General features: G+C 62.6%; 8 protein-coding genes. 4 read left to right on the forward strand and 4 right to left on the reverse strand.

What is annotated here, in order from left to right; genetic code table 11:
- The first annotated feature begins 26 nt into the window (after nt 1-26).
- Together OH764_RS16795 and OH764_RS16800 are read left to right on the forward strand one after the other, a co-directional pair.
- Nucleotides 27-1415, forward strand: coding sequence for an L-serine ammonia-lyase (locus tag OH764_RS16795; protein WP_087752292.1), 1389 nt, complete (start codon nt 27-29; stop codon nt 1413-1415).
- A gap of 261 nt (nt 1416-1676) precedes the next feature.
- A complete protein-coding gene (locus OH764_RS16800) occupies nt 1677-3395 on the forward strand; it encodes a thiamine pyrophosphate-binding protein (protein WP_498847520.1) in 1719 nt (572 codons plus the stop codon).
- A 98-nt stretch (nt 3396-3493) separates the two neighbouring features.
- On the opposite strand, the gene OH764_RS16805 is transcribed toward OH764_RS16800, so the two are convergent.
- A complete protein-coding gene (locus OH764_RS16805) occupies nt 3494-4642 on the reverse strand; it encodes a branched-chain amino acid ABC transporter substrate-binding protein (protein ID WP_498847521.1) in 1149 nt (382 codons plus the stop codon).
- 170 nt (nt 4643-4812) lie between these two features.
- On the reverse strand, nt 4813-8751 hold the full coding sequence (putA, locus tag OH764_RS16810; protein ID WP_498847522.1) for a trifunctional transcriptional regulator/proline dehydrogenase/L-glutamate gamma-semialdehyde dehydrogenase: 3939 nt from the start codon (nt 8749-8751) through the stop codon (nt 4813-4815).
- 303 nt (nt 8752-9054) lie between these two features.
- Between putA and OH764_RS16815 the strand changes: the two genes are divergently transcribed.
- Nucleotides 9055-9225, forward strand: a complete 171-nt coding sequence (locus OH764_RS16815; RefSeq protein WP_498847523.1) for a hypothetical protein — start codon at nt 9055-9057, stop codon at nt 9223-9225.
- Between the two features lie 385 nt (nt 9226-9610).
- On the opposite strand, the gene OH764_RS16820 is transcribed toward OH764_RS16815, so the two are convergent.
- Together OH764_RS16820 and hemE are read right to left on the reverse strand one after the other, a co-directional pair.
- The gene (locus tag OH764_RS16820; protein WP_498847524.1) at nt 9611-11857 is read right to left on the reverse strand and encodes a primosomal protein N'; all 2247 of its coding nucleotides are present in this window, start codon (nt 11855-11857) and stop codon (nt 9611-9613) included.
- Between the two features lie 475 nt (nt 11858-12332).
- Entirely contained in the window at nt 12333-13433 is a 1101-nt protein-coding gene (gene hemE, locus OH764_RS16825; RefSeq protein ID WP_498847525.1) for a uroporphyrinogen decarboxylase, read from the reverse strand.
- A 217-nt stretch (nt 13434-13650) separates the two neighbouring features.
- Here hemE and OH764_RS16830 point away from each other — a divergent pair, with 217 nt between their 5' ends.
- A complete protein-coding gene (locus OH764_RS16830; RefSeq protein WP_498847526.1) occupies nt 13651-14448 on the forward strand; it encodes a transporter substrate-binding domain-containing protein in 798 nt (265 codons plus the stop codon).
- Nucleotides 14449-15000 lie beyond the last annotated feature (552 nt).

Consider the following 15000-nt stretch of genomic DNA (forward strand, 5'->3'; position numbering starts at 1 on the left):
CCAACTTTCATCAGCAGGGAGCAGTAATGGCAGTCAGCGTGTTCGATCTCTTCAAAATCGGCATTGGTCCGTCAAGTTCGCATACGGTCGGGCCGATGCGCGCGGCGCTGATGTTCGCCCAAGGGCTCGAACGCGATGGGCTGCTGCCGAACACCGCGTCGGTGAAAGTCGATCTTTACGGGTCGCTCGGCGCCACAGGCAAAGGGCACGGCACGGATCGCGGCGTGATGCTCGGCCTGATGGGCGACGCACCCGACACGGTCGACCCCGACACGATCGCGCAACGGCTCGAAGCCGTGCGCACCACGCGCAAGCTCGCATTGCTCGGCACGCATGAAGTGCCGTTCGTGCAGAAGGATCACATCTCGTTCTACCGGCAAGCGCTGCCCGAACATCCGAACGGGCTCAAGCTGCGCGCGTTCGACGCGCAAGGCGAGACGCTGCGCGAATCGACGTATCTGTCGGTGGGCGGCGGTTTCGTGGTAACGGCCGGCGCACCGAACACCAAGGTTCTTGCCGCCGTCGACCAATTGCCGCACTCGTTTCGAACGGGCAACGAGTTGCTCGCGCTGTGCGGATCGACCGGCAAAAGCATCGCGCAATTGATGTGGGAAAACGAGCGGGTTTGGCACACGGAAGAAGAGACCCGCGCGGGCCTTCTGAAGATCTGGGACGTAATGCAGTCATGTGTGTCGCGAGGCTGCGGCATCAACAATCCGGACGCGGACGGCAACTTGCCCGGCCCGTTTCAGGTGAAGCGCCGCGCGCCGCAGTTGTATCGAGCGCTATCCGGCAACCCTGAGCTGGCGCTGCGCGATCCGCTGTCGATGATCGACTGGATCAATCTCTATGCAATCGCGGTCAACGAAGAGAATGCCGCCGGTGGCCGCGTCGTCACCGCGCCCACCAACGGCGCGGCCGGCATCATTCCCGCCGTGCTGCATTACTACACGCGGTTCATGCCAGGCTCGAACCAGCAAGGCGTGATCGACTTCCTGATGACCGCGGCTGCGATCGGCATTCTGTACAAGTTAAACGCGTCGATTTCCGGCGCCGAAGTTGGCTGCCAGGGCGAGGTAGGCGTCGCCTGCTCGATGGCTGCAGGCGCACTCGCCGCCGTGATGGGCGGCACGCCGAAGCAGGTTGAAAACGCGGCGGAAATCGGCATGGAGCACAACCTCGGGCTCACGTGCGATCCGGTCGGCGGCATGGTGCAGATTCCGTGCATCGAGCGCAATGCGATGGCGTCGGTGAAAGCCGTCAACGCAGCGCGCATGGCACTGCGCGGCGACGGCAGTCATTACGTGTCGCTCGATTCGGTCATCAAGACCATGCGCGAAACCGGCGCGGATATGAAAACGAAGTACAAGGAAACGTCGCGCGGCGGTTTGGCGGTGAACATCGTCGAATGTTGATGGGTGACTGCACGATGTCCGGTGCTGATCGTTGATCGGCAACGCGGCGTGTTGCGAAGTGGAGGAGACGCGGGCCCCAGCGCCCGCGTTTTCTTTGTATGTTTGCGTATTTGCTGGCCGCGCCCGCTGCATGAGCGCGCATTGCGCTGCGCCGTGACACCGGGTGCGCTCCCAGCGTAAGCTGTCGGGGCGCCGGTCGGCCGATCATGCAGTCGATACCGACGCAACCGCACTCATGCACTGTCTGGAGGCCTCATCGCAATGTCGCAGCCGAATGCTCCCGTTTCCGATACTGCCGCCGCTCGAACCACTGGCGCGCGCCTTGTTGTCGACGCTTTGCTCACACATGGTGTCGAACGTGTCTTCTGCGTGCCCGGTGAGAGTTTTCTCGCCGTGCTCGATTCATTGCACGACGAAACGGAGCGCATCCAGACCATTGTCTGCCGTCACGAAGCGGCGGCCGCGAACATGGCCGAAGCGATCGGTAAGCTGACCGGGCGCCCGGGCGTCGCGCTCGTCACGCGAGGACCGGGTGCGACGCATGCATCGATTGGCGTGCACACCGCGTTTCAGGACTCCACGCCGATGATCCTGCTGATCGGGCAATGCGCGCGCGAGCATCTCGATCGCGAGGCTTTCCAGGAGATCGACTATCGGCGCATGTTCGGTCAGATGGCGAAATGGGTCGCGCAGATCGACGATCCGAGGCGCATTCCCGAATATCTGAGTCATGCGTTCTACACGGCGACTTCCGGTCGGCCGGGCCCCGTGGTGCTTTCCTTGCCTGAAGACGTGTTGAGCGATGCATGCGACGCCGTACCGGGCGCGCCGCGTTATCAGCGCGTGGCCGCGTCGCCGTCGACCGCGCAGATCGGCAAGCTGCGCGAATTGCTGGCGCGCGCGCAACGGCCAATGGTGATAGCAGGCGGAAGCGGTTGGACGCCCGCGGCCTGCGCGGACTTGCAACGCTTCGTCGAGAACTGGCAATTGCCGATCGGCCTTGCGTTCCGCTTCCAGGACACGCTCGATAACGAGCATCCGAACTATGCCGGCGATGTGGGACTCGGCATCAATCCCGCGCTGGCCCAGCGTATCCGCGATGCCGACCTGCTGCTCGCGCTGGGTCCTCGCCTCGGCGAAGCCACGACGAACGGCTATACGTTGCTCGACATTCCCAAGACGAAGCAGACACTGGTTCACGTGCACCAAGGCGCGGAAGAGCTGGGGCGGGTGTATGCCGCCGATCTGCCCATCGTCTCCGGCATGCCTGAACTTGCGGCGGCGCTCGCGGCGTTGGAACCCTCCGCCCGCACGCTGATGTGGGCGGGCGCGGCGGAAGAAGCGCATCGCGCGTATCTCGAGTGGCGCAAACCTCGGCCCATTCCAGGCGACGTACAAATGGGCGAAGTGATCCAGCAACTTCGCGCGCATCTTCCGGATGACGCAATACTGACCAACGGCGCCGGCAATTACGCGACGTGGTTGCATCGGCACTTTTCGTATCGTCAATACCGCTCTCAACTTGCGCCCACGAGTGGCGCAATGGGCTACGGCGTGCCGGCGGCGATCGCGGCGAAGTCGCTCTATCCGCAACGTGCGGTGGTCGCGCTGGCGGGCGACGGCTGCTTCATGATGGCCGCGCAGGAACTTGCGACGGCGATGCAATACGACCTGCATGTGCTGTTCATCGTCGTGAACAACGGTCACTTCGGCACGATCCGCATGCATCAGGAGCGGCACTATCCGAATCGCGTACACGGCACCGGGCTCACGAATCCGGACTTCGCGGCATTCGCGCGATCGTTCGGCGCGCACGGCGAAACCGTTGAACGCACCGAAGATTTTCTGCCGGCGTTGCAGCGTTCATTGGAGGCGAAATGCGCGGCCGTGATAGAGATCCGTATGCCGCAGGAGGCGAGCACGCCCGGCGCGACTTTGGAGCAGATTCGGGAGCAGGGGAGGAAGTTGCGCGGGGAGTAAGCGCAACGGTGCGGGGGAGAAGCGCCTTCTACGGCAATCCATAAAAAAACCCCGCCGAAGCGGGGTCTTCAAGATCGGATCGATCTGCAAAGAAAGGCTTACTTGCCGCCCACGCTTTGCAGGGTCGTCCACTTGCCGTCGACAACCTTGTACAGCGTGATGCCGCCGTTCTTCAGATCACCCTTGGTGTCGTACGAGAGGTTCGACGACGTCACAGCGGGCATCGACGTCTTGGCGAGCACCGGCAGGTACTTGGCCGGGTCCGTCGAGTTAGCCTTCTTCATTGCGGCGAACATGGCCATTGCGCCGTCGTAAGCATACGGCGAGTACGTCTGCACGTCTTCGTTGAAGCGCTTCTTGTACTTGGCGACGTAGTCCTTGCCGCCCGGCATTTCTTCCAGCGGCAGGCCGGCGAGCGATGCCACCGTGCCATTCGCTGCGTCACCCGCGATCTGGATGAACGTCGGCGTGTGAACCATTTCGCCGCCCATCAGCGGCGCCTTGATGCCGAGCGCCTTCATCTGCTTGACCATGGGTGCTGCTTGCGAATCCGCACCGCCGTAATAGATTAGGTCCGGATTGGCGGCCTTCAGCTTGGTCAGGATCGACTTGAAGTCCACGGCTTTGTCGTTCGTGTATTCACGATCGACGATCGTGCCGCCCGCTGCCTTCGCCGCCTTCTCGAACTGATCCGCCAGACCCTGGCCGTAAGCCGTGCGGTCGTCGACGATCACGATCTTCTTCACGCCAAGCGTCTTGACCGCGAACGTGCCCGCGACCGAACCTTGCTGCGTGTCCGACGTCATCATACGGAACGTGGTCTTGAAACCTTGTTGCGTGTATTCAGGCGCCGTTGCCATCGCGATTTCGGGAATGCCCGCGTTCGCGTAGATGCGCGAAGCCGGGATCGTGGTGCCCGAGTTGAAGTGGCCGAGCATGCCTTTGATGCCGTCGTCCACCAGCTTCTGCGCGACGGTGGTGCCGGTGCGCGGGTCAGCCTGGTCGTCTGCCGAGTCGAGCACGAAGCGAACCGGCTTGCCGCCGATCACCGGCTTCGTTGCGTTCATGTCTTCCACAGCCAGCGTGATGCCGTTCTGGAAGTCTTTGCCGTAGTGCGCCTGCGCGCCCGTCATCGGACCGGCGAAACCGATCTTCACGTCGTCCGTCGATTGAGCGTTGGCCGTCCCCGCCAGCGACATCGCCGCAAACAGCGCTGCGCCTGCCAGCTGTGTCATCTTGTGTTGCATATCTTCTCCTTGGTACCAGGTGTGGATGGAGCGGCTTTCGGGATCGCCGTTACCGCTTCCGTTCTAATGACCGCCCCCAAATCCTGGCGCATCGCGCCAGGCCCCCCGAGGGGGCGCAAGAAAACTTGGGGCGGCCCGGCGTTTTCTTGCCAGTAATCGATGAGGTTCGCTCAACCGATCGTCATCAAATTCGCATTACCACCGGCAGCTGCCGTATTCACGCTGACCGAGCGCTCCGTCAACAGACGCTCGAGCGCGTAGTCTTCGTCGCCGCTCTCCAACGCGCGCGACGCGACGCCTTGCACCGACACAATCGGTCCGGGACGCTTCGCGACTTCCTTCACGAGCGTCAGCAATTCGTCGCTGTCGCCTTCGAACAAAACGGCGTCGAACGGCGTCTCCGCGTTCTTGCGCACGCTCGCATAAGACTTCAGCGATGCGGGCAACTGCGTTACCAATTGTTCACCAGCCGGGCCTTCGAACAACGCTCGATTTCCCGTAGCCAGCACGGCGGCAAACTGCGCGCGCGCACCGCTCGCGGTCGATGCGATACACAACACCGTGCCGCGCGCGCCCAGCGTGTAAGTGTTGCGCTCGCCAGTCGGCCCCGACAACACCGCAGTCGCGCCAGCCGGCATGTGCGACAGATAACCGTCGCAACGCGCAGCAAGTTGAGGCTCGCGCTCGGCAATCAGCCAGTCGCGCAACGCCGTCAGCGCGGCGGACGGATTGTCGCCTTTTTCGGCTGCTTGCGGTACATCTACGATCAGCGCCTGCGCGAGCGACTTCGGCAAGCCCGCCGGACGCGTCGCGAGCAAGCGCTGCAGATACAACGCACCGCCTGCCTTCGGCCCCGTGCCCGACAAACCTTCGCCGCCGAACGGCTGCACGCCGACCACCGCGCCGATCACGTTGCGATTCACGTAGATGTTGCCGACATGCGCGCGGCTGATCACGTGAGCAATGGTTTCGTCGATGCGGGTATGGATACCGAGCGTCAGGCCATAGCCCGTCGTGCGGATCTGCTCGAGCAACGTGTCGAGCTGACTGCGGCGGTAACGCACCACATGCAGCACGGGCCCGAACACTTCACGCTTCAATTCGTCGATGCTGTCGAGCTCGATCAGCGTCGGCGGCACGAACGTGCCTTGCGCGCAGCCCTCGGGCATCGGCAGTTGCTCCACCTTGCGGCCCTTCTCACGCATTGCCGCGATATGCGCGTCGATGCCGCGCTTCGCGTCAACGTCGATCACCGGGCCGACATCGGTCGACAGGCGATCCGGATTGCCCACCGTCAGTTCGCGCATCGCGCCCGTCAGCATTTCCAGCGTGCGGTCCGCAACGTCGTCCTGCAAACAGAGAACGCGCAGCGCCGAACAACGTTGACCTGCCGAATCGAACGACGACTGCATCACGTCGGCCACCACCTGTTCAGCGAGCGCCGACGAATCGACGATCATCGCGTTCTGACCACCCGTTTCAGCGATCAGCGGAATCGGTTTGCCTTCCGGGTCGAGACGGCCCGAGAGCGTTTTGTTGATGAGGCGCGCGACTTCGGTCGAACCGGTGAACATCACCGCACGGGTGCGCGGGTCGGCGACGAGCGCCGCACCGACCGTTTCGCCATCGCCCGGCAGCAGTTGCACGGCGCCGGCAGGTACGCCGGCTTCGCGCAGAATGCGTACGGCCTGAGCGGCGATCAGCGGCGTTTGCTCAGCCGGCTTCGCGAGCACGGTGTTGCCGGCTGCAAGCGCGGCGGCCACCTGGCCCATGAAAATTGCGAGCGGGAAATTCCACGGGCTGATACACACAACAGGTCCAAGCGGACGATGCGTGTCGTTTGAAAATTCGCTGCGAATCTGAGTCGAGTAGTAGCGCAGGAAGTCGATCGCTTCGCGAATTTCCGACACCGCGTTCGCGAGCGACTTGCCCGCTTCGCGCACCACGAGGCCCATCAACGTATGCATCTGCGCTTCGAGCAGATCGGCGGCACGCGCGAGGCAATCGGCACGCGCTTCTACGGGAGTTGCTTGCCAGATCGGCGCTGCGGCAACCGCGTGCGTCAATGCGGCGCTCACATGTTCCGCGCTCGCTTCGACCACCGTGCCGACGAGGTCGCGATGATCCGCCGGATTGCGCACGTCGCGCGCATTGCCCAGCACGATCTGATCGTCGGCGAGCATCGGCGCAGCGCGCCACGGATGATTCGCGCTCGCCAGCAACGCCGACGACAGCGACGCGAGACGATGCTCGTTCGACAGATCGAGACCCATCGAGTTGAGACGCTCCGCGCCGTACAGATTGCGCGGCAGCGGAATCTTTGCGTGCGGCGCACCGAGCGGAACGATTTTCGACGCTTCTTCGACCGGATCGGCGATCAGATCCTGGATCGCAACGTTTTCATCGGCGATGCGATTGACGAACGACGTGTTAGCGCCGTTTTCCAGCAGACGTCGCACCAGATACGCGAGCAGCGTTTCGTGCGTGCCGACCGGTGCATACACGCGGCACGGACGGTTCAGCTTGCCTGCTGACAGCGGGCCCGTCACTTCTTCGTAAAGCGGCTCGCCCATGCCGTGCAGGCACTGGAACTCGTACTGACCGGGATAGTAGTTGTTGCCCGCGAGGTGATAGATCGCCGACAGCGTGTGCGCGTTGTGCGTGGCGAATTGCGGGTACACCGCGTCGGGCGCGCCGAGCAGCTTCTTAGCGCACGCGAGATACGACACGTCCGTATAGATCTTGCGCGTGTAGACCGGATAGCCTTCGAGGCCGTCCACTTGCGCACGCTTGATTTCGGTGTCCCAGTACGCACCCTTCACGAGGCGCACCATGATGCGGTGACGGCTGCGGCGCGCGAGGTCGACAATGTATTCGATTACGAACGGGCAGCGCTTCTGATAAGCCTGCACCACAAAACCGATACCGTTCCAACCGGCGAGCTCAGGATCGAAGCACAGCGCTTCCAGCAGATCGAGCGAGATTTCGAGGCGGTCAGCTTCTTCGGCGTCGATGTTCAGGCCGATGTCGTAACGGCGCGCGAGGATCGCAAGCGAACGCACACGCGGCAGCAACTCGCTCATCGTGCGCTCCTGTTGCGAGCGCGAGTAACGCGGATGCAGTGCGGAGAGCTTGATCGAGATGCCGGGACCTTCGTAGATCCCGCGGCCGCCAGCTGCCTTGCCGATCGCGTGGATCGCCTGCTCATACGACGCGTAGTAACGTTGCGCGTCCGCTTCGGTCGTGGCGGCTTCGCCAAGCATGTCGTACGAGTAGCGGAAACCGCGCGCTTCGTATTTGCGGCTGTTCGCCAGCGCTTCCGAAATGTTCTCACCGGTGACGAACTGCTCGCCCATCAGGCGCATCGCCATGTCCACGCCCTTGCGGATCAGCGGCTCGCCGCCCTTGCCGATCAGCCGCGTAAGCGCCGACGAAAGGTTCGTCTCGCTATTGGTCGTGACCAGCTTGCCCGTGATCATCAAACCCCAGGTCGCGGCGTTGACGAACAGCGACGGCGCCTGGCCGACGTGCGATTTCCAGTCGCCCTTGCTGATCTTGTCGCGGATCAGCGCGTCGCGCGTCGCGCGATCGGGAATGCGCAGCAAGGCTTCGGCGAGGCACATCAGTGCGACGCCTTCCTGACTCGACAGCGAGAATTCGTGGATCAGCCCTTCGACGCCGCCGCCCTTACTCTTGCCGCGCAGCGTTTCGACGAGCTTCGCGGCGAGCGCTTGCACGTCGCCCGCGAGATTGGCCGGCAAGCGCGCCTGACCCAACAGGAACGGCACGCATTCCGGCTCGGGCCGGCGATATGCCGCCGTGATTGCCGCGCGCAACACCGATTGCGGTTGCACGTTCTGCGCGAAATCGAGGAACGGGTGCGCCGCACCGTCCTCGTCCGGTTCTACCGACGCGCCGTCAGCCATGTCGGCGGAGCCTGCCACGCCCGACAGTTCCGGCGGCAGTTGTCCCTGCTCGATCTTTTCCAGGTACGCAAAAATCGCCTGCTTGATCAGCCAGTGCGGAGTGCGTTCGAGGCGGGTGGCGGCATCTCGCAGCCGGGAACGCAGGAGGTCGTCGACCTTGACGCCAAGGGTGGTGCTAGCCATGTTTCCTTCTTCGGATACCAGACGAAATGCTGGCGAAAGACAAAAGTTGGCCGAATCGTACCCCTCCCAATAAAAAGGTGCAACCGACATAGCGAAACGGTTGCACCTCACTCAATCCCTTGCCCGTCGGGGCTTTCCGCCCAGTCCCCGTGAGAGGGCGAACGCCGGTAAGGATCGGTATTTTCCCTGGCCATATTTCTTTTCTTCGAGCCCTTATCAAACCGGCAGGCGCGCCGTTATAGAAGACATAGCGGGCGCGGGGTCATGCGCGCACAAAAACGGTACGGGGTGAGGACAAGCGAAATGGAAAAGTGGCTGGTCGTATTGGGCATCTGGGCGATGTGCGCAGCCTGCGTTGTGCTGTTTATCCGCGGCGCGACGGGCGGCTCAGACAAACGCGATGCGTCCGAAGGTCGGGGACGTGCGACGTCGGCCGCATCATCCGGTGACGCGCAGGCGGCATTGAACGATTGAGTTCGGCGGCGTGGTGATTAGCTGTGTGGTGGGCGGATACCTGTTCCGGCTGGCTTGACGGGCGCGGGTTTGCGGAAGGGTTTGCGGGAGTTGCCGGCCGTTGCTGCCGGGAAGTGAGAAGTGAACACTGTGAGATCCACCATGCTTTGTTCCAGCGACTACAGATCTTCCGCACGCTATCGACAACTCGCGGCACGTGGCGCGCACGTTTCGTCGCGGGCATCGGCAGTGTTGGGTACGCGGACACGCACGCGCACCGCGACTTCTGCCGCAAGCTATTCGAACACGGTCCGAGCACGCGCCCGGAGCGCGCGCAGCCGCTGTCGATAGTGATTGTTTGCTGATCCGAGTTCCGCCGACGCAAACGGGGAGCAGAGACGCCGACTCAAATATCGAGCGGGTCGACTTCGAGGTTCCAGCGAAGCACGCCTTTCAAACCGCGCAATAACGGCTGCCACGCGCGCAACGTGGCCTGCAGCGCCGCGCGCGACGCACTTTCGATCAACAACTGCGCGCGGTGGACGTGCATCACCTTGACGATGGTGAGCGGCACCGCGTCATAGACGGTCACGCGTTCGGCAGCTGCAATGCCCGTCAGTTCAGCCGCGGCCTGCTGCAGAAAAGCGAGCGCAGCCTCGAGCGTGCGGCCTTCAGCACGCAGCAACGCCTGATACACGAACGGCGGCAAATGCGCGTCGCGCCGCTCGGCCAACGTCGAGTTGGCGAAGCCGACGTAATCGTGGCGCCCTAGCGCGTGATAAAGCGCATGGCGCGGATAACGCGTCTGCACCAGCACTTCACCGGGCAAACCTGCCCGGCCGGCACGGCCGCTGACTTGCATCAGTTGCGCGAAGAGGCGTTCGCTCGCTCGAAAGTCGTGCGAAAACAGTGCGGTGTCGGCGTTCAGCACACCAACTAGCGAAACGCGCTGGAAGTCGTGTCCCTTCGCGATCATCTGCGTGCCGACCAGAATGTCGACTTCGCCGGCGTGCACGTCGGAAAAGAGCGCCTGCGCGCTGCCTTTGCGGCGGGTGCTGTCGGCGTCGATGCGCAGCACTCGCGCGCCGGGCACCGCGCTCGCCAGCGTTTCTTCGACGCGCTGGGTGCCGCGACCCATGGGTGCAATGTCGACATTGCCGCATTCGGGACATGCACGCGGAATTCGCGCCTCCCAACCACAGTGATGACAGCGCAGCGCGCGCTCCGGCTTATGTAAAACGACATAAGCGCTGCAACGCGGACAACCGGCGACCCATCCGCAGGCATCGCAAGCAAGCTGTGGCGCGTAGCCACGGCGGTTCAGGAACACGAGACTCTGTTCACCGCGCTCGAGCCGCGTCTTCAGCGCGGCAATCAAAGGGCCGGACAATCCTTCCACTGAAGCGCGTCCGCGCCGCCGCTCGTCCTCGAGATCGATCAGGCGCACCGTGGGCAGCACTGCATCGGCGACCGCGCGGCGCGACAACGTGAGCCGCTTGTAGCGCCCCTGATCCGCCTGCCACCAGCTTTCGAGCGACGGTGTGGCCGATCCCAGCACGACCGGCAGGCCAAGCTGCTTTGCACGGTAGATGGCCAGGTCGCGCGCCGAGTAGCGCAGCCCTTCCTGCTGCTTATACGCCGGATCGTGCTCTTCATCCACGACGATGATGGCGAGCCGAGGCAGCGACGCGAGCACCGCGAGGCGCGTGCCCAGCACGATGCGCGCGTGGCCCGCATGCGCCGCGAACCAGTTGCGCGCGCGCTCTCCCTCGGCAAGACCGCTGTGCAACGTGACGATGGCTGTGTCCGCAAGCGCCGCGAAGCGGGCGCGGAAAGCCGCTTCGAACTGCGGCGTCAGGTTGATTTCGGGCACGAGCACCAGCGCTTGCGCGTCTGCATTAGCGGCAAGAATCTCGGCGAGCGCTCGGAGATAGACTTCCGTCTTGCCGCTTCCCGTCACGCCATGCAACAGGAAGGGCGCGAAGCCGTGCGCGTCGCGAATGGCTTCGACGGCGGCGGCTTGTTCGTCTGTGAGTGTAGGAAGCGTCTGCGGCGGCACCGGCGTGGCTGCGGTGGCAGGGGGCGCCGTGGCGGCATCGACAACGTCTAGCGCGACCCAGCCTTCGGCTTGCCAGGCGGCGAGCGTGGAGACAGCTTTAGGGTGCAGCCCGCGGGCGTCGGCGGCGCTCAAAAACTCGCCGGCGGCAAGCGCTTGCGCAAGATTTCGCAGCGCAGTCGCGCGCGCGGGCAGAGCGTCGGGCAAGGCCGTGCGGCCTTCCGGCGTGAGCCTGTAGCGCTCTTCCGGCGCGAGCAGCCGTGACCAGCGCGAGGCGTCACGCAGCGCCTGCGGCAGCGCCGGTAACGCCACTTCGCCAAGTCCACGTTGATAGTAATCGGCAGCAAACGAAGCAAGCGCGAGCCATTCAGCCGACAGCGGCGGGCATGCGGTGCAAATGCCATTCACCGACCGAAGACGATCGGCGGGAACCTCACTATGACCGGTTACTTCGCAAACGAGGCCGACCACGTCGCGTTTGCCGAACGGCACGCTCACGAGCGTGCCCGGTACGGGCAACCGCGACGAATCGCAGCGGTAATCAAACAGGGTCGGCAGTGGATGATCCAGTGCGACGCGGACGAACGCTTCACTCATTCGGCTGCGCGAATGCTGGCAAGGGCGAATGGCGTCATTGCGGCGCAGGTGGCAGTCGAGATTGCCGCACTCTGAGGCGAGCCGCCGAAGTTAAAGTAAAGCTTCAATTTCGCCGCTAAGTTTTGGATTCCGCTGAACAATTACTCTCGACCCCGGCTGCCTGTGGATAACTTTGTTGAGAACTTCGCTCTGAAAGCCCGGAAACCGCGCCGCAGCGGCGTTCTGTGGGGTTCCGCACACTTCGTCGGGAAGCCGCCAAACCCTTGCCACGTAAGGCCGAGATCAAATAAATGCGCGTTTTGCAAGGGTCAGGACAGGACTAAAGCTTCTACCGCGCCGCAGCGTGATAAATGTGTATAAGTCAAGTCTTGACAACCGTGAGACCGCCATCTGACGGCCCGCACGGTGCGAATTTTTCCTGAGCGGCAGAGCCCAGCGCGCTGCAACGCAACATAAAACGGCAACTATTACCGCATTAAGCCGGTGCATGCGCGCCGCTGCGAATGGCGCGGCTATGGCGATGGACCTCGTCGACGAGCTCCGCAACGTTTTCCGGCGGCGTGAATTGCGAGATGCCATGACCGAGGTTGAAGACGTGGCCCGGATGATTTCCGAAGCTGTCCAACACGGCGCGCGCTTCCATGCGGATCGCCGCTGGCGGCGCGAACAACACGGAAGGATCGATGTTGCCTTGCAAAGCCACCTTCGCGCCTACCTGTTCACGCGCCTTACGCAGGTTGACCGTCCAGTCGAGACCGACGGCGTCCACGCCAATGTCCGCAATCTCATCGAGCCAGAGTCCGCCGCCCTTCGTGAACGTGATCACCGGCACTTTTTCGCCTTCGTGCTCGCGCTTCAGCTGACTGACGATCTGCTGGATATAGTGCAGGGAGAAGCGCTGATAGGCACCGTCCGCGAGCGCACCGCCCCACGTGTCGAAAATCATAACGGCCTGGGCGCCCGCTTCGATCTGCGCATTCAGATAAGCGGCAACCGAATTCGCGTTGATCTCGAGAATGCGATGCATCAGATCAGGACGTGCGTACAGCATGGACTTGACCGTGCGGAAGTCGGCCGAGCCGCCGCCTTCGACCATGTAGCACGCCAGCGTCCACGGGCTGCCCGAAAATCCGATGAGCGGCACACGTTGGCGGCCTTGAGCGTCGGTCAGCGCGGTGCGGATCTCGCGCACTGCGTCGGTCACATAGCGCAATGTGGCGTCGATGTCGGGCACCGCGAGTCGGTCCACATCGTCTTCTGTGCGCACAGGGCGCGCAAACGTCGGCCCTTCGCCCGTGACGAATTCCAGACCCAAGCCCATTGCGTCGGGCACGGTAAGAATGTCGGAGAACAGAATCGCGGCGTCGAGCGGGTAGCGCTCGAGCGGCTGCAACGTGACTTCCGTTGCGAACGCGGGGTTCTTGGCCAGCCCGAGGAAGCTGCCGGCGCGAGCCCGCGTGGCGTTGTATTCCGGCAGGTAACGACCCGCCTGCCGCATCAGCCAGACAGGCGTGTAGTCAGTGGGCTGGCGCAGCAGCGCGCGCAGAAAGGTGTCGTTCAGAAGTTTATGGGCCACGTTGCGTGCGACTAGGAGCAAAGGGGCATTTTACCGGACAGCGCGCGACGCATCCTGCTTGATGCGGCCAATAACTGTGATTCGCGGACGGTTTGAAACCCATTGTCCCGGTCCGCGGCGAGCGACGCAACCTGGTCAAACGGCCAATGTTCAAGCGCAAGTCTCCTGGCTATTATCCTGCGGCCTAACCATAACAATGCACAATTAAGGAGACTCAATGAATAAGGCAGCAGTCGCATTGCTAAGCGTCCTGACGGGCGCACTCATGCACACCGGCGCGGCGCAGGCGCAAGCATCGGCCACAGTCGCGACACCGTCCCGGCTCGATGAAATACCCGCCCGCGGCACATTGCGCGCATGCACGACCGGTGACTACAAACCGCATTCGTTTTATAGGGCAGACGGTCAGTTCGAGGGGATCGACATCGATATGACCGAATCGCTGGCCAAGTCGCTCGGCGTCAAAGTGGAATTCGTCAAGACTTCGTGGTCGAACCTGATGAACGACTTCGTTGCCAGATGCGACATCGGCGTGGGCGGCGTCTCGCCGACGCTGGAGCGGCAAAAGCGAGCCTTTTTCACCCAGCCATTCATGGTGGACGGCAAGACGCCGATTGTCCGATGCGACGACGTCGACAAATACCAGACCGTCGCACAGATCGATCAGCCGGGAACGCGTGTAATCGTCAATCCCGGCGGCACGAACGAACGTTTCGCAAAGCAGTTCTTGTCGCACGCCTCAATGACTGTCTATCCGGACAACGTGACGATCTTCAAGCAGATCCTCGCCGGCAAGGCCGACGTCATGGTGACCGACGCGTCCGAAACCCTGCTGCAGCAAAAGCTGAATCCCGGCCTGTGCGCCGTGCATCCCCAGAAGCCGTTCCAGTATGGGGAAAAAGCGTGGCTGCTGCCCCGTGGCGATGTCGCGTTTCAACAGTACGTTGATCAGTGGCTGCATTTCGCGCGGGCAACGGGTGAATATCAAGCCGTACTGGACAAGTGGCTCAAGTGAGCCATGCCGCTCGGCCGCATTCTTTCCCGGCGTGATTGAGGAAGGTGGGCGGCCGCGCCGCTTTATGTAGCGACGATTTGCTGGCCGCATCATGTAACGGCGGCTCGGGAAAGCGCGGCTAGAGGTAAACAAGGTGAGCGTAGGGCGAACTGGTGAACCGGCCCTTACTTTTTTGAAGGTTACGCGGCGTATATTGCGTCGCACTCAACCTCGCCGGTCACTGCACGCGATTTTTGCGCACCGCGAAGCAGTTGTAACAACAACGGTTTATTGTCAGAAAGATGAAGACGCAACTATTTCATGCGGAATCGACTTAACGCTTTATGCGGCGCTATGCCTCGCGAATATCATTAAACAGTCGTATTAAATTGCCGCGTAGTCATCGGTATATATTACTTTTTCGGCCGTTGAATTCCGCAATAAATCCCTCGGCGCCTTATCTGGCGGGCGTTACAACCTGAAACACTTTGTTACGGCGCTCCTTTGTTAATTCGCCCACAATGCCCTCAACGGTTTCAACACGGATGTGGCTGCGTGCATGGTGTGAGCGGA

Origin of the sequence: Burkholderia sp. M6-3 (genome assembly GCF_050858985.1) — a bacterium.
Lineage (GTDB): Bacteria > Pseudomonadota > Gammaproteobacteria > Burkholderiales > Burkholderiaceae > Paraburkholderia > Paraburkholderia caledonica.

Excerpts from the sequence above, each read along its gene's own strand:
- OH764_RS16830 (WP_498847526.1), top strand. The coding sequence starts at position 13,651 with ATGAATAAGGCAGCAGTCGCATTGCTAAGCGTCCTGACGGGCGCACTC.
- OH764_RS16795 (WP_087752292.1), top strand. The coding sequence starts at position 27 with ATGGCAGTCAGCGTGTTCGATCTCTTCAAAATCGGCATTGGTCCGTCA.
- OH764_RS16815 (WP_498847523.1), top strand. The coding sequence starts at position 9,055 with ATGGAAAAGTGGCTGGTCGTATTGGGCATCTGGGCGATGTGCGCAGCC.
- putA (WP_498847522.1), bottom strand. The coding sequence starts at position 8,751 with ATGGCTAGCACCACCCTTGGCGTCAAGGTCGACGACCTCCTGCGTTCC.
- OH764_RS16820 (WP_498847524.1), bottom strand. The coding sequence starts at position 11,857 with ATGAGTGAAGCGTTCGTCCGCGTCGCACTGGATCATCCACTGCCGACC.
- OH764_RS16800 (WP_498847520.1), top strand. The coding sequence starts at position 1,677 with ATGTCGCAGCCGAATGCTCCCGTTTCCGATACTGCCGCCGCTCGAACC.
- OH764_RS16805 (WP_498847521.1), bottom strand. The coding sequence starts at position 4,642 with ATGCAACACAAGATGACACAGCTGGCAGGCGCAGCGCTGTTTGCGGCG.